The following is an 18,508-nucleotide window of genomic DNA, read 5'->3' as shown; positions in this document are numbered from 1 at the left end:
TTCCTTTATAGACCGTATGCTTTGGCGATCAAGGTGAGAGGGTGAGCCATCTCAGCTTTCGCCAAGCCGTTTTCTTCCATACCCTGCTCGATGTGATGGCCAGCGAGTTGACAATCTGAGCTGATGTAATCAGGGGTGTTATTTGCCATGGCTTTAAACACCGGCTTGCCGATTTTCATTGCCGTAGCATGAAACTCTTTTTTCACGCCCCACGTTCCTGAGTGGCCAGAGCAACGCTCAACCACATTGACTTCCGTACCAGGCACCAGTTTTAGCGTTTCCGCTGTCTTTTTGCCGACGTTTTGAACACGCGAATGACAGGGGATGTGGTAGCTCACATGGCCCAACGATTCTTTGAAATCAGTATTAAGCAAACCATCACGGTTACGGGCGATGAAATATTCAAATGGATCCCACATTGCAGCCTTGACGAGCTGAACATCTGCCTCGTCTGGGAACATTAAAGGCAACTCTTGTTTGAACATCAGCGTACAAGAGGGGATCGGCGTCATAATCGCATAACCTTCACGCGCCAGTTTCGCGAGTTTAGGAATGTTTTTATCTTTGTTCGCGGCCACCGATTCAAGATCACCGAGCTCAAGCTTAGGCATACCACAACAGGCTTCTTTATCGACCAGCTCATATGGAATCTGATTGTGCTCAAGGATCTTGATCAGGTCTTGACCGATACCAGGCTCGTTGTAATTGATATAGCAGGTCGCGTAAATCGCAACTTTTCCGGGTGTTTTCTCGCCGTCTTCCACAGGCCACGCAGTCGATGCAGTTGCCAGTTGAGGAAAGGTCTTGGGCGCGTACTCTGGGATCCAAGCTTTCTTATCTACGCCAAGTGTCGACTCCATGACCGAGCGCATCACGCCTGTACGATTAATCGCGTTGACAGCCTCCGTCACGATTGGAATACCCGCGAACATGCCAAACTTATCGGTCGAAGCAAGCAGCTTATCGCTCAGCTTTACATCGCCTTTTTTGAAATTCACGGCTTTCGCACGCAACATCAAGTGAGGAAAATCCAGATTCCATGGGTGTGGTGGCACATAGGGGCACTTGGTGACATAACAAACGTCACAGAGGAAACACTCGTCCACAACCTTGTCGTAGTCCTTTTTGTCGACGCCGTGCACTTCACCGTCATCGGTCGCGTCAACCAGATCAAACAGCGTCGGGAACGAGCCACAGAGGCTCAAGCACCGGCGACAGCCGTGGCACATGTCAAACACACGTTCCATTTCTGTGTGCAGACTTTCCTCGTCATAAAAGTCTGGATTGGTCCAGTCCAAAGGATGACGGGTTGGCGCGTCGAGATTACCTTCGCGGTTTGACATAGCGGATCCTTAATTTTGTCACCCTGCTGTCGGGTGCAACGAAAATGATTGTGACCAGCAGAGCCGGCCACAGATAGTGCAGTTCGAGCGACGGACATCAGGCGTCGTCAGCCGCTCGCATCTCTCAAAAACGCTTAGTCAACCAAAGCGTCCAGAGCTTTCTGATAGCGATTGGCGTGTGAACGCTCGGCTTTTGCCAAGGTTTCAAACCAGTCAGCGACCTCGTCAAAGCCTTCGTCGCGAGCGATTTTGGCCATGCCGGGGTACATATCTGTGTACTCGTGTGTTTCACCGTGGACAGCAGCTGTCAAATTTTGACGGCTGGAGCCGATTGGCAAACCTGTTGCTGGATCACCTGAAGCCTCTAGAAACTCGAGGTGGCCGTGTGCGTGTCCTGTCTCGCCTTCTGCTGTCGAGCGGAACAATGCTGCAACGTCGTTTTGGCCTTCGATGTCAGCCTTGTTTGCGAAATACAAGTAGCGGCGGTTAGCCTGTGATTCGCCTGCGAATGCGTCCTTCAGGCACTGTTCGGTCTTTGAACCTTTGAGCTGGGCCATATAGCCTCCTGACAAATAAAAATATGAAGAAGAAGTGGAGTCTAGATCTATAGAGTCCGGTCAAAAAACCGACTCAATCTCTACTCTTTTCATAGTGTATCCGGCAGAAATCTATAAAGGAAATTAAATTTATCTACTTTTTAGATAGTTTTTTCCTAATAGACTGTAATAACGAAGGCTCCAAGGGTAAATACCCCCTAGAGCCACCTATGGCGCGTTAATTGGCCTTGTCGGCCATCCAGCGCTCTGTTAAGCGAACAAAATAGCTGGCACCCACAGGAATAATGGCATCGTTAAAGTCATATGAGGTGTTATGCACTACGCAAGCGCCCTCACCATGCCCCTCAAGACGATGATGACCCTCGCCATTGCCAATAAAAGCATAGCACCCCGGCTTGGCCATCAACATATGCGCAAAATCCTCCGCGGCCATGACCCCAGGGAACTGATCATTGACCATCTCGGGACCGACGATCTCTCGCATGACTTGAGCCGCAAACTGCGCTTCTTTTGCATGATTGACCACTGGAGGCGAGGCGCGCCTAAAGAAAATCTCGGCCTCACACTCGTGCGCCAGGGCGATCTGGACCGCAAGGGTGCGCAAACGTTCCTCCAATCGATCCAAAGCCGAGACTGAAAAGGTACGAATCGTGCCCCCTACTGCCGCCACATCCGGTATGACATTGGGTGCGACGGAGCCCTCAAGCTGCGTCACCGCTAACAAAGCACGTTCAGTGCTCGGGATGACCTTTGCCACCAAGCCCTGCAGTGCTTGGGCAAACTCAAGCGCTGGTGCAATGGGGTCCGTTCCCGTATGAGGCAGCGAGGCATGTGTACCCTGCCCCTTTATCGTGACCTTAAACGTATTACTAGAGGCCATAAAGGGTCCGTTATTCAGTGCAAAACCGCCCACGTTACCAATTGAGAAGTTATGCAAACCAAACACGGCTTCGCAGGGAAAGCGCTCAAACAACCCATCCTCGATCATCTTCTTGGCGCCCGCCTTGCCCATTTCCTCGGCTGGCTGGAACACAAAGTTCACCGTGCCATTGAAATTGCGCGTCTGGGATAAGTGCCAAGCAGCGGCGAGCAGCATGGTGGTGTGCCCGTCATGACCACACGCATGCATCTTTCCATCGTTCGTAGACTTGTGCTCAAACTCATTGAGCTCTTTTAAGGGCAAAGCATCCAGATCAGCACGCAGGCTTAATGTCCGACCGCCCTCACCGACTTTCAAGACGCCCACGACGCCTGTGCCCGCAATGCCGCGATGCACTTCGATCCCCCACTCCTTAAGGAGGGTCGCGACAATCTCTGAGGTGCGGTGTTCATCGAAACCGAGCTCAGGATGGGCGTGAATATCACGGCGGATTTTGATAAAGCGGCTGTAATCCGCAAACGCATCGACGAGTTTCATATTTAAGCTGCTCCGATTAAAAGTTAACGTTGTTGCCGCCCTTGAGACCCAAGATATCGCGCGCCTCATCGGGTGTCGCGACCTCGCAGTTCAAGGCTTCTAAAACCGTACGAATACGCGTCACCTGTTCAGCATTGGACGCAGCCATCTTGCCAGGCCCAATCCACAGAGAGTCCTCAAGACCCACGCGCACATGCGAACCCATCGCAGCCCCCATTGTTGCCAATGGGATCTGGTTCCGACCTGCGCCTAGGATCGACCACTGATACTGATTACCAAATAAACGGTCCGCCGTGCGACGCATGTGCATCAGATCTTCTGGGTGAGGGCCAATGCCGCCCAAAATTCCAAATACCGATTGAATAAAAATAGGTCCTTTCACCAGACCCTTTTCGGCGAAATGCGACAAGTTATAGAGGTGACTGATGTCGTAACACTCAAATTCAAAACGTGTGCCGTTTTCGGAACCGCGCCTTAAAATTGTCTCGATATCTTTGTAGGTGTTTTTAAAAACGAGATCGCGACTATTTTCAAGGTGCTGACGCTCCCACTCGTGCTTAAATTCTTTAAAGCGATCCAACATCGGAAACAGTCCAAAATTCATCGATCCCATATTGAGTGAGGCGACCTCGGGCTGAAAAGTCATCGCCGGACGCATGCGCTCCTCAACCGTCATGTGCGGGCTACCTCCCGTCGTGATATTGATCACAGCATTGGTGGCGGCTTTAATTTCTTTTAAAAATGGTCTAAAAAACTCAGGATCTTGCGTTGGCTTTCCATCCTTGGGATCGCGCGCATGCAGATGCAAGATCGCTGCTCCCGCATGGGCCGCATCAATCGCCGACTTGGCGATTTCTTCAGCAGTGACGGGAAGATGGGGCGACATGCTCGGAGTATGAATCGCTCCCGTTGCCGCACAGGTAATAATGACTTTTCGCGCGCTGGCCATACTGACTCCGTGTCTTTACGTTTGATTAAATACGTGATGAAACTTCCTAGCTTAAGCTATTACTCTGCTGATTTTTTATGCGCCGCCAAGGCCATCAATCGCCGATCGCGCCACAGCCGCCGCTCAAGCAATTTTTCCTTTGGCAACGCAGCACGTCTTTGCGACTCAAGCTTTTCGATCACCGCTTCTGACCAAGGCTCGGTTGAGGTCTGCTCAGTAGAAATAGACTGATACATATCGTTAAAGCGTCTGGCGTAATCCGCCAGACCGTCAGGTGCATTCAGGTCGATCGTTTCAAAAGGCCCCATAAAGGACCATCGCAAACCAAGACCCTCGCGTACCGTCACATCTAGCCCCTCGGCATCGACATAACCCTGTTCGACCAATCTAAAAGCTTCGCGCAGCAGCGCACCCTGCAAACGATTGAGCACAAAGCCCTTGAGCTCACGATGAATCTTGACAGGTTTTTGACCAACACCCTCCATCACATCCCAGGTTTGCTGCACCACCTTGGCGTCGGTCCAGGGTGCGCCACAAATCTCAACGACAGGGACGAGATAGGGAGGATTGACTGGATGCGCAATGAGGCAACGCGCGCGTCCGGCGAGCGTTTCTGTAAAAGCAGAAGCCGGAATACTCGAGGTGGAGCTCGCCAGGATCGTCCCAGGCGGCGCGAGGGCATCCATGCGGGCAAAGATCTCTTTTTTCATCTCAAGCCGCTCGGGCAAACTCTCTTGCACATAGTCTGCGCCAGCCATCACTTCTTCGAGCGAGGCGCATCCACTCATGCGCGAAAGAAGCCCCTGAGGGTCATCGATCAAACCAGCGCTCTGGAGATCTGCGACCTGCTTTTCAATCAGCTTGGCTGCGCCACTGACCGCCGCCGGATCACCATCCCACATCTTGACGGAGTGACCGCCGCGGGCAAACACAATCGCCCATGCCTGTCCGACCAACCCCGAGCCCACAATTGCGATCTTCATATGCCCCTCAATGCGTTTAATTTTTCACAATAATACGTTTATGTCAGCACCAGCAAGCGATTTACGTCTTTGGGGTGTGTGATCACAGTCCAATCCAAATCAAAGGCCTGCTTGAGCGTCTCTGGCGTCAGAACTTCACTTGGTAAACCTTGCGCGACGACGCTACCTCCATTGAGCAAAACAAGACGATCGCAATGTCGAGCCGCCACGTTGAGGTCATGCATCACGATTAGTACGCCAATCCGAGCTGTCCCGACCAATTGCTCCAGCACCTTCATAAACTGAAGCTGATGTCTGGGATCGAGGCTGGCCAGTGGTTCGTCTAAAAGCAAATAGGCTACACCCTGATAATGCTCGATCGCAAAGCACTGAACAAGTGCGCGCGAGAGTTGCGCTCTTTGTTGCTCGCCTCCGGAAAGTGCCGTGAAAAGGCTTTTTTGGAGGGAAGACAACTCAGTCAGCATCAACGCACGCTGGGACCATTGCTCAACCTGCTCTGGCTGCGCCTGAGAAAACGGGTATGCGCCCATCTGCGCGACTTCAAGTACGCTCAGGTCAAAACTCAAGCTCGACTGCTGGGTCACCACCGCCCGCTTCCGAGCAAGATCTAACGCAGAGCCTGTATCAAGATTAATCGCATCGAGTTTGATGACCCCTTGCGCAGGCGAGAGCTCCCCCGCGAATGCCGCGAGGAGCGTCGACTTACCCGCTCCATTGGGACCAAGCAATCCCACAATCTCGCCGGGCGCGATCGCCACGGAAACGTCGCGCAACACGACGCGCCGATTTCGTTCAAGCGTGAGATGAGAGGATTGAATCGTCAAGCGACTGGGACAGTCTTGGCCATCGGTGGCAAACTCACTACACTCGCGTACCAAGCCTCCAGCTTAGGATGACCGGGACGCCATGGCTCATGCGCAAAGCGAAAGTCCAAATAACCTAATGCGCATGCGACAGCAATATCGCCAACTGTCTTGAGAGCACCCAAGCTCGCCGCTTCTTTTTCCAACACCTCGACCGCGCGTGCGACTTTGCCACGCTGCAAATCGATATAACCCACGCGACCTTCATCTTGGGGCAAGGCAATTTCACGACGGCGCGGTTGGCTCGCATCCAAGATGCCATCACCAATCGCCTGCAAACGTAACGCAGCCCAACGCGCAGGTCCTGCGGCAGGGAATAAGGCAGGTGCGCTGCCGACACTATCCAGAAACTCGCAAATCACAGGGCTGTCGAATAAGGCAACGCCTTCATCATTGATAAGTGTAGGTACCTTACCCAACGGGTTTGAATTGGACAATACAGGGTCTGTCGTGGCAATTGTCCACTTTTCTAGTTGCTGATCGATTCCTCGTGCAATCGCACAAGCCATCACTTTACGAACATATGGACTCGCGCCTGAAGCGGTAATTTTCATAAAAGCATCCGATTAAATAGGTGTATCAATAAAAATGAGTGTAAGGATAAAATCGATCTATTTGTACTACAAAATCATCATTCTCGGCAGTGCTGCTTTGCAGCAAATATTGATTACCATGCAAGGAGCGGTCTGTAGTAAATTTTGATACGAGAATTCGCACCCAAGACGCCTACGGATCCGCCATGCCAACACCCTCAATCTTCACGACTTCAGAGCGCTCGCCCAACGCAGGCTGCCGAAAATTGCTTTTGACTTTATCGATGGCGGCGCCGATGACGAACTCGGCATGCTTCGCAATCGAGCAGCATTTTCAAAGTATCAACTGCTGCCGCGATACTTAGTTGATGTGACCCAACGCGATCAGTCTGTCGAACTCTTCGGTCGCACCTATTCCAGTCCAATTGGCATTTCTCCCACCGGAATGGCCGGCCTGTTCCGGACCGGCGCGGACGCGATGCTCGCCGCCGCTGCAAAAAAGGCGAATGTCCCATTCCTATTGTCGAGCGCGAGCAATCTAAAAATCGAAGAAGCCGCCCAAATCGCGCCAGACAATGTTTGGTTTCAAATGTATGCCACCAGTGATCCACGCATCAATCTCGATCTGGTCAAAAGGGCCCGAGAGGCGAACGTAGGCGTTCTCGTGATTACCGTCGACGTACCCGTGAACTCCAACAGAGAACGTAATCGTCGCAACGGCTTTACGCGCCCGTTCAGGATGACGCCGGCCATCATGCTGGATGCGTTGACCAAACCGAGTTGGGTGATTGAATATTTAAAAGCAGGCGGTATGCCGATGATGAGCAATTGGCAACCCTATGCCAAACCTGGTGCCTCGGCCAACGAAGTCGCTGACATGTATGGCACCTTGACCCCCGCGGCCATGACAAGTTGGGACACTGTCGCAGCGATCAGGGATCAATGGTCAGGCCCACTGGTGATCAAAGGGCTGCTCCATCCCGATGATGCGAAGCAAGCCGTCCACGCTGGGGCCCAAGGCATCATTGTGTCAAATCATGGCGCGCGACAACTTGACAATGCGCCCTCGCCGCTCACCATGCTGCCGGCGATCAAAGCAGCCGTCGGCGATCGCGCGACCTTGATGCTGGATAGCGGTATAAGACGTGGCTCAGATGTGGTGGTGGCTAAATGCTTGGGTGCGCAAAGCTGCATCTTTGGGCGCCCAACACTCTATGCGGTTGCCGCGCTCGGGCAAGACGGCGCCGATCAAGTGCTGGCCATCATGCGCAAAGAAATCGATGCGATTTTGACACAAATAGGCTGTGGGCAATTCAACCAACTCGATGGTCGCTATCTGCAACCATCGGCCTGAACACCACCACGAAAGTGATGCCTTGATTTGTTGTGCTTAATCGCTCAACAAATCAATCACGACATTGCCGAGCACCTTGCCTTGCTCGACCGCCTCATGCGCAGCGACGATATCGGTCAGCGCATATCGCGCACCGATGGCATGTTTAATTTTTCCAGACGCAAGCAACTCACTCAACCCTTTGAGCGCGACTTCGCGTTCGGCAGGCGTCAAGTCATACACCAAGAAAAACTGCAAGCTCAAACTTGTCGTCAAACACAGGCGGAACGGAATTTGGGGCGGCTCGACACGATTTGAACCAAAGCACGCAACCGTTCCGTGTGGCGCCAGCGCTCCGTCACGCACGAGATCTGTAGTTGTGGAAAAATCCATGTCAATAATGGCATCTGCACCGCGGCCGCCAGTGAGTTCCTTGACCCGTTGAGCCACCGCCTCGGTTTTGTAGTTGATCGTTTCTTTCACGCCCGCAGCGCGGGCATGCGCCGCTTTAGCTTCGGAACTCACGGTGCCAATCACACGAGCGCCTTTGAGCGCGGCCATCTGAGCCGCGTAGTGTCCGACAGCCGAGGCCGCACCGATGACCAACACTGTTTTCCCAGCGAGATCACCACAACGCCTGACCGCTTCAAATGCCGTCAACCCTGGGATGCCCATACAAGCGGCACCATCAAAATCAACATGCTCAGGTAAGGCAACCGCTTGAGCCTGCGGGAGCGCGACATACTGCGCCGCTGTACCAAAAGGTCGTTGATATTGCGCATTCCACAACCACACGCGCTCACCCAAACGCTCTTTTGAGACGCCAGGTCCGACCTGGTCGATCACGCCGCCCGCATCACTATGCGGCACAATCCGTGGATCATGGATGGGACGATTACGACGGGATTTGACGTCCGAGGGATTGACGCCGGAGGCATGAATCTTGACCCTGACCTCACCGGGGCCGGCTTCGGGCGTAGGGAGCTCACCCACAACCAAAACATCGCGGGCTTCACCATTTTTTTGATACCAAGCTGCTTGCATTGCCTCTTCCAGTTTTTAATTTTTAGTTTGCTAGATTTTTAATTCACGCACGTCTGCTGATATTGGATCAAGCGGCCATATTGATCATACACAGGGATCTGCGCCATGCGGCAAGGGACGGGTAACGAATAAAACTGACCATAAGGCGGTACCACCGGAGGATAAACATTCACTACGCGAGGATAAACTGGTGGTGGTGCCACATAACGGTTGTATTGACTGCCTACGCCAATCACGACTCCCACGGCTGCGCCAAGCGCGGCAGCATTCCATGCATTGAAGTGACTCTGCTTATAACCGTGATGCTTGTAACCATGCGCAGGACCATGGCGATAGTTATTAGGTCCCGCAACCGCGGGCGTCAGCGCCGAGGCGGTCAGTGCGGCTGCAGCGATCGCTAGTGTGATGGACTTTTTCATCATTAACTCCTTGGAGTATTGCATGTCAGGTCATCGCGATCATCGCCTTCGCAGTGCAAAATCGCTGAATATTAGTTTACGGCGAAAAATTAGCTTGCGTGCTGTGTTGGACAATAAATTTCCAGAAAATCTATAGCTCGGATCAGTACCGTCGCGCTTGTTGGCGGCATTTGTATGATGAAATTGTAGCGATAGATGAAGACTACTTAAGCTCTTCAGGGGCCCAGCTCGGCCATCTTTTTTCAAGAAATGCCGAGACACCTTCTTTGGCAAGCACTTGATCAAAAACGGGAGCATTGCTCTCAGCCAATGTTTTGAGCATTTTTTTTGTTGACTTAATCGCACCCAACTCGGCGGTCATCAAATGACCCAGGATGCCATTGATTTTCGCATCAAGCTCAGAGGCGTCACAGATCTCATGAACCAAGCCTAGACGCCAAGCCTCTGCTGCGCTAAAGGTCTCACCCGCCACTAACCACCTGCACGCACTGCGAACGCCTATTGCCCGACTGAGATAAGGTGCGACAAGATGAGGCGTCAAGCCTAAACGCGTTTCGGCTTGCGTGAACTCTGCATCATGGCTCGCCACTGCGATATCGGCGGCTGCCACCAAACCGACACCCGCCCCCACGCAATGACCATTGACGCGCGCAATCACGGGCACAGGCGACGTCTCAATCGCCTTGAGCATGCCAGCCAAGGCAGCAGTCATCATAACTGCCGCACCGCTCTCACCGTCCAAGGCGGTTCGACACCAACTCAGATCCGTGCCTGAACAAAACGAGTCGCCACGAGAGGCCAGCACAATCGCATTGATTTGTTCATCGTGCGCCGACGCCTCAATCGCTTGCGTCAACTCCTTGACCATGACTTCGTTGAGCGCGTTGTGCACCTCGGGTCGATTCAACCAAATGACGGCGACTCGCGAACCACGAACAACTTCGATTGTTTCAAACATATTTATTTGTACAGAACTTCAGGTAACCACAACCCAATCGCCGGGAACATGTAGAGCAAGAAGATCGCCAAGATCTGTATGCCCATGAAGGGCATCATGCCCAAAAAGATCTGGTTGAGCGTCACGTGAGGCGGCGACACGCCCTTGAGGTAAAAAGCCGCCATCGCCACAGGAGGTGACAAAAAGGCCGTCTGCAAATTCAGGGCGACTAACAAACCAAAGAACAACGGATCAATATTGAACTGCGCCAACAAAGGCACGAAAATCGGCATAAAGATCACAATGATCTCAGTCCACTCGAGTGGCCAGCCAAGTACAAAAATCAGAATTTGCGCAAGCAGCATGAACTCAAGAGACGTTAATCCCAGAGACAAGACCCACTCTTCAATAATCCTCTGGCCGCCCAGTAAGGCAAAGGCCGCTGAAAAAATAGAGGATCCCACAAATAACCAGCACACCATTGCGCTGGTCTTAGCGGTCAGAAAGGTCGACTCCTTTAAGACCGTCATATTGAGCCGGCCATAGGCCAAGGCTAACAAGGCACCGCCCAGCGCCCCCATGGCCGCCGCTTCACTTGGCGTCGCGAGGCCAAAACCAATCGAACCCAGAACGGCCGCGATTAATACCGACAAGGGAAAGAACGAACCCATCAGCATTTTGAAGACTTCGAGACGCGCCCAAGTGAGCGTCACATAAAACACCAACATGATCAACGCTGCGATGCCAAGGTAAATCCAATAACCCGTGGGAGTAGGCAAGCGCTCTTGGGCGGCCCGATCCTTTGACGCCTCTACACTTGGCACGACGGCCGCTGCAGGACTGGCAACAGTTGTTTGCGCAACAGGCTCACTCGATGGTGGCTCTGCCAAACCTGAGGGGGGCTCAGCCAGCCCAGATCCACTTCCACTTAAGTTACTAGACAACTGCAACTCTGCGGGAATGTCATACACAATTTTTGGTTCGGTTGCCATCCTGTAAATCACAAGCGATAAAAATACCGTGATCAAAAGGGGCAACAGCACTGCCAACGCATTACGGTTCATGTACTGGCGCGTGACAGCAGGATTTTTAGGTCCTTTAAAAAAGTTTGACAACAGACCCGTCGCGGCAAGCGTATATCCTTGCCCTTTGATCGCCTCTGAACCGGCAGGAAGGGTAATCTCACGGTCCTTGGCAGAAAGCGGGGGGGCCATATCAGGCCAAATCTTTGCCACAATCATCACATAGGCCGCATACAAAACAGCAAGTCCAATTCCCGGAAGCAGCGCACCCGCATAGAGCTTCACGACTGACGTGCCTGTCGTTGCACCGTACACAATGAGAAGCACCGAAGGTGGAATCAAAATACCCAAACATCCACCCGCAGTGATGACGCCCGCTGTTAAGCGAACGCTATATCCTGCTTTAAGCATGGCTGGCATTGCGAGCAAGCCCATCAAGGTCACCACCGCACCCACAATCCCCGTTGCCGTGGCAAAAATTGCGCAAGTCACCAGCGTTGCAATGCCCAATGCGCCAGGCAAACGCGCCAGCGCAAGGTGCAAGGAGCGGAATAATTTTTCAATCAAGTTCGCCCGCTCAACCAGATATCCCATAAATACAAATAAAGGGATCGAAATCAACGCATCATTCGTCATGGTGGCATAGGTGCGCTGAACCATGAGCGTCAATGTCTGATTCAACGCTTTGCCTGTCATCTCAGGCGCCTGAAGGATGTACGCTAGAAAAGTAAAAATCACGCCCATACCCATCAGCGTAAAGGCTGTCGGAAATCCAAGCATGATGGCGACTACGATGAGCGCCAACATAATCAAGCCAATGTGCCCCGTTGTAATGGCTGTCCAAGGTGTTAAAAAGATAATCAACATCACAACAATTGCGATGCAACTAAATCCAAACCATATCGCCTTTGGCAATTTCATTTAGCGTGCTCCTTGCCAACGACATATTTGTCTAGGGACTGAATGTCTTCGTCTTTCACTTGAACGAGTTCTTTTAATTTCTCCACATCCACTTCTTGCACATCGGCCTCACGCTCTGGCCAGGCGCCCTCTCGCAGGCACATGACACAACGCGCGATTTCAGCAAACCCTTGTAGCAGCAAGAAAAATCCTGCGATGGGAATAAACACTTTAAAGGGATAAACGGGCGGGCCATCTGCCATCAAAGAGGAATGCTCATTGATCAAAATTGAATCGGCGGCGAACGTCCAGCCAGCCCACACCATGGCCGTTACACCAGGAATAAAAAATGCGACGTAAAGCACGAGGTCGATCCATGCCTGGCCTCTAGGCGGCAAATATCCATACAGGATATCTCCACGCACATGACCATTTTTAGCAAGGGTATAGGCGCCCGCCATCATGAACATGATGCCGTAATACATTGACTGCAAATCAAATGCCCAAGAGCTTGGCTGATTAAATAAATACCGGGCGACGACTTCCCATGAGACATGCAGCGTTAACACCACAATCAACCATGCGAAGGTTTTACCCAAAAACGTGGACGTTGCGTCGATGCGCCAAAGCCATTTATTCATACATTCATCCAGTCAGTGAAACTGACCTTGCGTCCAAAAAAAAGATGGCATCTAAACTAAAAGATGCCATCTTGTGCATGACATACCAAAAAAAAAACTAGCCTTTCTTCGCTGCAAAAAAGTGGTTGTAAGCCATACGGAAGTTCACATTCGTATCGCCCGACCATTTACCCGCACGCTCAGCAAAGGCCTTTTGCGAATCGATCACTTTCTTGAACAGTGGGTTTTCAGCCGATCGTTTAGCGATCATCTGATCCCAGATCTGAAGCTGTCTTTGCAAAATGGCGTCAGGTGTCTTGTAAAACTTCACACCTTTATCTTTCTGCAAAACTTCGTAGTCTTTGGAGTAGCGATCGATCGCTTTCCAAGACATGTCGGCACTGGCCGCTTGAGAGGCCACGGCTAACACGCTCTTGAGATGTTTAGGCAAGGCATCGTATTTCGCTTTGTTAAACAAGATCTCAAATTGCTCGGCGCTCTGGTGGAAACTCTGCAACATGCAGACCTTCGATACGTCGGGGAAGCCGAGCAACAGATCGGAAGACGCATTATTGAACTCAGCGCCATCGAGCAAGCCACGATCCAAGGCGGGCACAATCTCGCCGCCTGGCAGCGCATTCACCGCAGCGCCCATGGCCGTGTACATATCAATGGCCAAACCAACGGTACGGAATTTGACACCCTTGACGTCCTCGACTTTTGAAATGGGCTTTTTGAACCAACCAAAGGGCTGCGTCGGCATCGGGCCATACATCAAGGACACGACATTGACGTTCATGGCTTTTTGGATTTCGGTCAGCAATTCTTTGCCGCCACCGTATTCGTGCCAAGACAACAGCATATTGGCATCCATACCAAACGAAGGACCGGAACCCCACAGCGCGACCGCAGTATTTTTACCGTACCAGTAGGCCAACACACCATGGCCACCATCCAGCGTGCCCGCAGAAACGGCATCAAGCAAGTTGAAAGCAGGCACCACAGCACCAGCGGGCAGCACGTCAATCTTGAGTTGCCCCTCAGCCATATCGTTTACTTTTTTCGCATAATCAAGCGCATATTCGTGAAAGATATCTTTCGCAGGCCATGTGCTTTGAAAACGAAACGTAATGGGCGCGGCTTGAGCCTTAACAATTGGGGCACCCAGGACTGCAGCAGAGCCTACCGCTGCAGTTGTGAAAAACTTTCTTCTAGAAGACAAAATAGACATCCTCAACTCCTTAAAGTCGAAATTCGCTGCGCTTTTCCCTGCTGACAATACTTTTAAAGTTTTAAATTCTTTTTTGTCAGTCTGTTTGACACTATTAGACGCTTAGCTGATGTCCCGCACAACCAATTTTCATCGGTATTAACCCGAACGGGTCTGTCGCGCTTGAACAATCAACGATCCCGCTTAATCGCAAACGCGCAAAAATCAATCAAGGCTTGCCTGGCCGGTGAGTCAGGTAAGATTTCAATGGCTTGACGGGCAAGTGCTGCCTCAGCAACCGCACATTGACTCGCATGTTCGAGCGCACCAGTTTCCTGGATCGCGCGTGCCACAGCATCAAAATCCGCCTCGCCTTTCTCAATTGCTTCTCGCACGAGCTGTTTTTGCTCTGGTGTCCCGACTTCAAGGACCCGAATCAGCGGCAAAGTCGGCTTGCCCTCTCGTAAATCATCCCCAACATTTTTACCCAAGGCGCTCACGTCGCCGTTGTAATCCAACACGTCATCGACCAGCTGAAAGGCCGTTCCTATGTGGCGACCATAGGCTGCAGCGGCCTCTTGCTGGGCAGCCGAACCCCCCGCCAAGACCGCACCCGCCTCAGCCGACGCCTCAAATAACTTGGCTGTTTTAAAGCGCACCACCTGCAAATACCGCGCCTCAGACACATCCGGATCGTGAATATTGAGCAACTGCAGGACCTCGCCTTCGGCAATCACTGTGGTCGCCCCAGACATAATCTGCATAATCCGCATGCAGTCGACGTCCACCAACATCTCAAAAGCCCGCGAATAAAGGTAATCCCCGACCAACACACTGGCGGCATTACCAAACACAGCATTTGCAGTCCCCCGACCGCGCCTGAGGTCAGATTCGTCGACCACGTCATCATGCAAGAGGGTCGCCGTATGGATAAACTCCACTGCAGCAGCCATCAAATGGTGATGCGCGCCCTTGTAGCCAAGCGCCTGGGCAACCAGCAACAACAGGACCGGGCGCATGCGTTTCCCCCCCGCGCCAATGATGTATTCGGCGATCGTCCTGATCAACACGACGTCGGAATTGAGTCTGGACCGGATCACGGCATCGACCGTTTCCATGTCCTGCGCCACGGGGGCTAAGAGGTTTGAGAGCTTATGCAAGTGACTTTCTTTTGACTTTCAAGTGGTTACACGCTATTATTTCCGGCTCGGCATCTTAGCCGAGATCCCATTTGCACTAAAACAAGAGGTTAACCCATGTACGCGGTCATAAAAACTGGAGGCAAGCAGTATCGCATTGCTTCTGGTGAAAAACTTAAAATAGAACAGATACCGGCAGACATTGGGCAAGAAATTACGCTAGACCAGGTGTTATCCGTAGGCGAAGGCGACCAATTGAAAATTGGCACCCCGCTTGTGGCAGGCGCAGTGGTTAAAGCAACGGTTCTTGCGCAAGGACGCCACGATAAAGTCAAGATCTTCAAGATGCGTCGTCGCAAGCATTATCAGAAGCGTCAAGGCCACCGTCAAAACTACACTGAGATTTTGATTGGCGAAATCGCGGCTTAATTGCTTCGATTCAGCCTCTGAACATCACGGAAAGCACCAGGAGTAAAAAATGGCACAGAAAAAAGGCGGCGGCTCTACGCGCAACGGTCGCGACTCAGAATCGAAACGTCTAGGCGTTAAAGCCTACGGCGGCGAACTGATCCCGGCCGGTTCGATCATCGTGCGTCAGCGCGGTACAACGTTTCACCCTGGTACAAACGTGGGCATTGGCAAAGACCATACGCTCTTCGCTTTGACCCACGGTCACGTCAAGTTCTCAGTGCGCGGCAAGCTCAATAAGTCGACAGTTTCGATCATTTCGGCTGAGTAATTTGTCTGTTTTTCCAAAAAGCCCTGTCGCAAGCGGCAGGGTTTTTTATTTTCACGGTACCATTTACGTATGAAATTCGTCGACGAAGCCACCATCGAAGTCATTGCCGGCAAGGGCGGCAATGGCGCGCATAGTTTTCGCCGTGAGAAATTCATCCCCAAGGGTGGGCCAGACGGCGGCGATGGCGGTCGAGGTGGTAGCGTTTTTGCAGTCGCTGATCGCAACATCAATACGCTGATCGACTACCGCTACGCACGCAAACATTTGGCGAAAAACGGTGAGCATGGCCGCGGTGCAGACATGTATGGTGCCGCAGCGCCCAACATCACGCTGCGCGTCCCTGTCGGTACCATCATTTACGATGCCGACACCGGCGAAGAATTATTCGATATGAACCGCCATGACCAACAGGTTATCTTGGTTGCGGGTGGCGAAGGCGGCTTGGGCAATGTGCACTTCAAGTCCAGCGTCAATCGTGCGCCCAAGCAATGGACCCCTGGCAAAGAAGGCGAGCAACGCAAACTGCGCATGGAGCTCAAGGTCTTGGCTGACGTCGGTCTACTAGGCATGCCCAATGCGGGCAAATCCACCCTGATTAGCCGTATTTCCAATGCGCGTCCAAAAATCGCCGATTACCCCTTTACCACGTTGCACCCCAACTTGGGTGTGGTGCGGACCTCCGAGTCACGCAGCTTTGTTGTCGCAGATATTCCAGGTTTGATTGAAGGCGCCTCCGAAGGTGCCGGCTTGGGACACTTGTTTTTGCGTCACCTGACACGCACCCGCATTTTGTTGCATATCGTTGACGTTTCCTCACAAGATCCGGACGAGGACTCTGTCGCACGCGCGCTAGGCGAAGCCCGCGCCATCGTCGAAGAGCTCCGCCTGTATGACGAGGCGCTCTACAACAAACCGCGCTGGCTCGTCCTTAACAAGCTTGATGTCGTCCCCAACCCCGAGGAAGTTAAAAAACGCTTCTGCAAAGAATATGGCTGGACAGGCCCTGTATATGCGATTTCTGCTCTTTCTGGTGACGGTACACAACAATTGATCTGGGATCTGCAAAACGCGATTGATGCGTATCGCCAAATCGACAACATTGCCGAAGATAAGGCGGATGGCACCTACGTCGCCGAAGACCCTCGTTTTGACGAGACGCGTAGCGCTGCCGACAAGCCTGCGCCATAATTAAAAACTATCGCCACGCACCAGCCCTCCTCCACAGACCTTGCTTTGTTTAACGCCCATGAACAGCACTGCATTGCCTAGCTCCGTGATTGCCTCCGCCTCGCGCATTGTCGCGAAGGTTGGCTCCTCCCTTGTGACCAACGATGGTCAGGGGCTAGACAGGCAAGCCGTCGCACACTGGGCGAGTCAAATCGCTGCCTTGCGCAACCAAGGTAAAGAAGTGGTGCTGGTCTCAAGCGGAGCGATTGCTGAGGGGATGGCGCGTCTAGGATGGGCCCAGCGTCCAACCTCCATGCACGACCTGCAAGCCGCTGCAGCAGTCGGCCAAATGGGACTCATCCAAGCCTACGAAGTCGAGTTTTCCAAGCACAAACTACGTACCGCCCAAATTCTCCTGACCCATGAAGATCTCGTGGATCGTCAACGCTATCTGAACGCACGCTCCACACTCTTTGCGCTGTTACGCCTTGGGGTTGTGCCTATCGTCAACGAAAACGATACTGTCGCCACTGACGAGATCGCGGTTGGCGACAACGACACCCTCGGCGCGCTCGTGACCAATCTGATCGAAGCCGACGCATTGATCATCCTGACAGATCAACGCGGACTCTACGAGTCGGATCCCCGCAAAAATCCCGAAGCACGTTTTGTCTCTCACGCCAAAGCCGGCGACCTCAGCCTCGAAACCATGGCCGGTGGCACAGGCAGCGGCATCGGCAAAGGCGGCATGTTGACAAAAATTCTGGCTGCCAAACGCGCAGCCCGCAGTGGCGCGCATACCGTCATCGCCTCAGGCCGCGAAGATAACGTCATGGTTCGCCTGGCGGCGGGCGATTGCATTGGCACAGAGCTCCGCGCCGAACTGCCTGTCCTATCGGCGCGTAAACAATGGATGGCCGACCATCTTCGCTTACCCGGCAAGCTCTTACTCGATGCGGGTGCGCTGCAAGCGCTCTTAGTCGAAGGCAAGAGTTTGCTGCCTGTGGGTGTTCGCAGCATCGAAGGCGACTTTGAGCCTGGTGATGTGGTGGCCTGCCTCGATCTCGCAGGCAAAGAGTGTGCGCGCGGACTGATCAACTACTCTTCATCCGATACGCGACGCATTATGGGTCAACCCTCAAGCAAAATCGCCGATATTCTGGGCGCGATGACTGCAGAAGAGTTAGTCCACAGGGATAACCTCATCATTCTTTGAGATTGATGCGGGCATCGCTGCCAAACCAGACCATCCTGCCCTATACTTTGTACTTAAATGCGGGGGTACTTGGCATGTGCCAGGTTGAGAGAGTCCCTTCGTACCAGTACGGATAAT

The 18,508-nt window shown here is 52.6% G+C and carries 19 protein-coding genes; 5 read left to right on the top strand and 14 right to left on the bottom strand.

The genetic code is table 11. The annotated features are described in order from the left end of the window. Nucleotides 1–5 precede the first annotated feature (5 nt). From AC8GE9_RS13305 to AC8GE9_RS13275, 7 genes are all read right to left on the bottom strand, one after another. A complete protein-coding gene (locus AC8GE9_RS13305; protein ID WP_506677618.1) occupies nt 6–1,343 on the bottom strand; it encodes a heterodisulfide reductase-related iron-sulfur binding cluster in 1,338 nt (445 codons plus the stop codon). A 134-nt stretch (nt 1,344–1,477) separates the two neighbouring features. Next, nucleotides 1,478–1,900, bottom strand: coding sequence for a rubrerythrin family protein (locus AC8GE9_RS13300; protein WP_506677617.1), 423 nt, complete (start codon nt 1,898–1,900; stop codon nt 1,478–1,480). A gap of 217 nt (nt 1,901–2,117) precedes the next feature. After that, nucleotides 2,118–3,317, bottom strand: a complete 1,200-nt coding sequence (locus AC8GE9_RS13295; RefSeq protein WP_506677616.1) for a M20 aminoacylase family protein — start codon at nt 3,315–3,317, stop codon at nt 2,118–2,120. Nucleotides 3,318–3,333: 16 nt separating this feature from the next. Next, on the bottom strand, nt 3,334–4,266 hold the full coding sequence (kce, locus tag AC8GE9_RS13290) for a 3,5-dioxohexanoate:acetyl-CoA acetone transferase (protein ID WP_506677615.1): 933 nt from the start codon (nt 4,264–4,266) through the stop codon (nt 3,334–3,336). 59 nt (nt 4,267–4,325) lie between these two features. Further along, the gene (locus tag AC8GE9_RS13285) at nt 4,326–5,249 is read right to left on the bottom strand and encodes a 3-hydroxyacyl-CoA dehydrogenase (protein WP_506677614.1); all 924 of its coding nucleotides are present in this window, start codon (nt 5,247–5,249) and stop codon (nt 4,326–4,328) included. Between the two features lie 38 nt (nt 5,250–5,287). Beyond that, nucleotides 5,288–6,073 carry a heme ABC transporter ATP-binding protein gene (locus AC8GE9_RS13280; RefSeq protein WP_506677613.1) on the bottom strand — a complete coding sequence of 262 codons (786 nt, stop codon included), beginning with the start codon at nt 6,071–6,073 and terminating at the stop codon, nt 5,288–5,290. Further along, a complete protein-coding gene (locus tag AC8GE9_RS13275; protein WP_482296663.1) occupies nt 6,070–6,666 on the bottom strand; it encodes a glutathione S-transferase C-terminal domain-containing protein in 597 nt (198 codons plus the stop codon). Before AC8GE9_RS13275 ends, AC8GE9_RS13280 begins: the two co-directional genes overlap by 4 nt. 178 nt (nt 6,667–6,844) lie before the next feature. Here AC8GE9_RS13275 and AC8GE9_RS13270 point away from each other — a divergent pair, with 178 nt between their 5' ends. Beyond that, a complete protein-coding gene (locus AC8GE9_RS13270; RefSeq protein WP_506677818.1) occupies nt 6,845–7,999 on the top strand; it encodes an alpha-hydroxy acid oxidase in 1,155 nt (384 codons plus the stop codon). A gap of 36 nt (nt 8,000–8,035) precedes the next feature. On the opposite strand, the gene AC8GE9_RS13265 is transcribed toward AC8GE9_RS13270, so the two are convergent. The 7 genes from AC8GE9_RS13265 to AC8GE9_RS13235 form a co-directional block, all read right to left on the bottom strand. After that, nucleotides 8,036–9,022 (bottom strand): NADPH:quinone reductase, encoded by a 987-nt coding sequence (locus tag AC8GE9_RS13265; protein WP_506677612.1) that lies wholly within the window; start codon nt 9,020–9,022, stop codon nt 8,036–8,038. Nucleotides 9,023–9,060: 38 nt separating this feature from the next. Beyond that, nucleotides 9,061–9,441: a hypothetical protein gene (locus AC8GE9_RS13260; protein ID WP_506677611.1), complete on the bottom strand. Its 381-nt coding sequence runs from the start codon at nt 9,439–9,441 to the stop codon at nt 9,061–9,063. 202 nt (nt 9,442–9,643) lie between these two features. Then, the gene (locus AC8GE9_RS13255) at nt 9,644–10,399 is read right to left on the bottom strand and encodes an enoyl-CoA hydratase-related protein (protein WP_506677610.1); all 756 of its coding nucleotides are present in this window, start codon (nt 10,397–10,399) and stop codon (nt 9,644–9,646) included. 2 nt (nt 10,400–10,401) lie between these two features. Beyond that, complete coding sequence (locus AC8GE9_RS13250; RefSeq protein ID WP_506677609.1) at nt 10,402–12,321, bottom strand: TRAP transporter large permease; 1,920 nt, start codon at nt 12,319–12,321, stop codon at nt 10,402–10,404. Further along, nucleotides 12,318–12,941: a TRAP transporter small permease subunit gene (locus AC8GE9_RS13245; RefSeq protein WP_506677608.1), complete on the bottom strand. Its 624-nt coding sequence runs from the start codon at nt 12,939–12,941 to the stop codon at nt 12,318–12,320. The genes AC8GE9_RS13250 and AC8GE9_RS13245 overlap by 4 nt, the downstream gene beginning before the upstream one ends. 97 nt (nt 12,942–13,038) lie before the next feature. Then, nucleotides 13,039–14,151 (bottom strand): TRAP transporter substrate-binding protein, encoded by a 1,113-nt coding sequence (locus AC8GE9_RS13240; protein WP_506677607.1) that lies wholly within the window; start codon nt 14,149–14,151, stop codon nt 13,039–13,041. A 170-nt stretch (nt 14,152–14,321) separates the two neighbouring features. Continuing rightward, nucleotides 14,322–15,248, bottom strand: coding sequence for a polyprenyl synthetase family protein (locus tag AC8GE9_RS13235; protein WP_506677817.1), 927 nt, complete (start codon nt 15,246–15,248; stop codon nt 14,322–14,324). Nucleotides 15,249–15,386: 138 nt separating this feature from the next. Between AC8GE9_RS13235 and rplU the strand changes: the two genes are divergently transcribed. From rplU to proB, 4 genes are all read left to right on the top strand, one after another. Continuing rightward, entirely contained in the window at nt 15,387–15,698 is a 312-nt protein-coding gene (gene rplU / locus AC8GE9_RS13230) for a 50S ribosomal protein L21 (RefSeq protein WP_506677606.1), read from the top strand. Between the two features lie 49 nt (nt 15,699–15,747). After that, nucleotides 15,748–16,008: a 50S ribosomal protein L27 gene (gene rpmA / locus AC8GE9_RS13225; protein ID WP_506677605.1), complete on the top strand. Its 261-nt coding sequence runs from the start codon at nt 15,748–15,750 to the stop codon at nt 16,006–16,008. Nucleotides 16,009–16,077: 69 nt separating this feature from the next. After that, nucleotides 16,078–17,196 (top strand): GTPase ObgE, encoded by a 1,119-nt coding sequence (gene obgE, locus AC8GE9_RS13220; protein WP_506677604.1) that lies wholly within the window; start codon nt 16,078–16,080, stop codon nt 17,194–17,196. A gap of 58 nt (nt 17,197–17,254) precedes the next feature. After that, on the top strand, nt 17,255–18,391 hold the full coding sequence (gene proB / locus AC8GE9_RS13215) for a glutamate 5-kinase (RefSeq protein ID WP_506677603.1): 1,137 nt from the start codon (nt 17,255–17,257) through the stop codon (nt 18,389–18,391). The last annotated feature ends 117 nt before the right edge of the window (nt 18,392–18,508 follow it).

The sequence above is a fragment of the Zwartia lucis genome (assembly GCF_965234455.1).
GTDB lineage: Bacteria > Pseudomonadota > Gammaproteobacteria > Burkholderiales > Burkholderiaceae_B > Zwartia > Zwartia lucis.
Note: the sequence above shows the minus strand (reverse complement) of the source record. Positions and strands in the feature narration are given on the sequence as shown.

What these genes read in the sequence shown, in the direction of transcription:
- rpmA (WP_506677605.1), top strand. Translation starts at nt 15,748, where the DNA reads ATGGCACAGAAAAAAGGCGGCGGCTCTACGCGCAACGGTCGCGACTCA.
- proB (WP_506677603.1), top strand. Translation starts at nt 17,255, where the DNA reads ATGAACAGCACTGCATTGCCTAGCTCCGTGATTGCCTCCGCCTCGCGC.
- AC8GE9_RS13285 (WP_506677614.1), bottom strand. Translation starts at nt 5,249, where the DNA reads ATGAAGATCGCAATTGTGGGCTCGGGGTTGGTCGGACAGGCATGGGCG.
- kce (WP_506677615.1), bottom strand. Translation starts at nt 4,266, where the DNA reads ATGGCCAGCGCGCGAAAAGTCATTATTACCTGTGCGGCAACGGGAGCG.
- AC8GE9_RS13250 (WP_506677609.1), bottom strand. Translation starts at nt 12,321, where the DNA reads ATGAAATTGCCAAAGGCGATATGGTTTGGATTTAGTTGCATCGCAATT.
- AC8GE9_RS13305 (WP_506677618.1), bottom strand. Translation starts at nt 1,343, where the DNA reads ATGTCAAACCGCGAAGGTAATCTCGACGCGCCAACCCGTCATCCTTTG.
- AC8GE9_RS13265 (WP_506677612.1), bottom strand. Translation starts at nt 9,022, where the DNA reads ATGCAAGCAGCTTGGTATCAAAAAAATGGTGAAGCCCGCGATGTTTTG.
- AC8GE9_RS13275 (WP_482296663.1), bottom strand. Translation starts at nt 6,666, where the DNA reads ATGAAAATTACCGCTTCAGGCGCGAGTCCATATGTTCGTAAAGTGATG.
- AC8GE9_RS13235 (WP_506677817.1), bottom strand. Translation starts at nt 15,248, where the DNA reads ATGGAAACGGTCGATGCCGTGATCCGGTCCAGACTCAATTCCGACGTC.
- AC8GE9_RS13295 (WP_506677616.1), bottom strand. Translation starts at nt 3,317, where the DNA reads ATGAAACTCGTCGATGCGTTTGCGGATTACAGCCGCTTTATCAAAATC.
- AC8GE9_RS13260 (WP_506677611.1), bottom strand. Translation starts at nt 9,441, where the DNA reads ATGAAAAAGTCCATCACACTAGCGATCGCTGCAGCCGCACTGACCGCC.
- AC8GE9_RS13300 (WP_506677617.1), bottom strand. Translation starts at nt 1,900, where the DNA reads ATGGCCCAGCTCAAAGGTTCAAAGACCGAACAGTGCCTGAAGGACGCA.
- AC8GE9_RS13240 (WP_506677607.1), bottom strand. Translation starts at nt 14,151, where the DNA reads ATGTCTATTTTGTCTTCTAGAAGAAAGTTTTTCACAACTGCAGCGGTA.
- obgE (WP_506677604.1), top strand. Translation starts at nt 16,078, where the DNA reads ATGAAATTCGTCGACGAAGCCACCATCGAAGTCATTGCCGGCAAGGGC.
- rplU (WP_506677606.1), top strand. Translation starts at nt 15,387, where the DNA reads ATGTACGCGGTCATAAAAACTGGAGGCAAGCAGTATCGCATTGCTTCT.
- AC8GE9_RS13255 (WP_506677610.1), bottom strand. Translation starts at nt 10,399, where the DNA reads ATGTTTGAAACAATCGAAGTTGTTCGTGGTTCGCGAGTCGCCGTCATT.
- AC8GE9_RS13245 (WP_506677608.1), bottom strand. Translation starts at nt 12,941, where the DNA reads ATGAATAAATGGCTTTGGCGCATCGACGCAACGTCCACGTTTTTGGGT.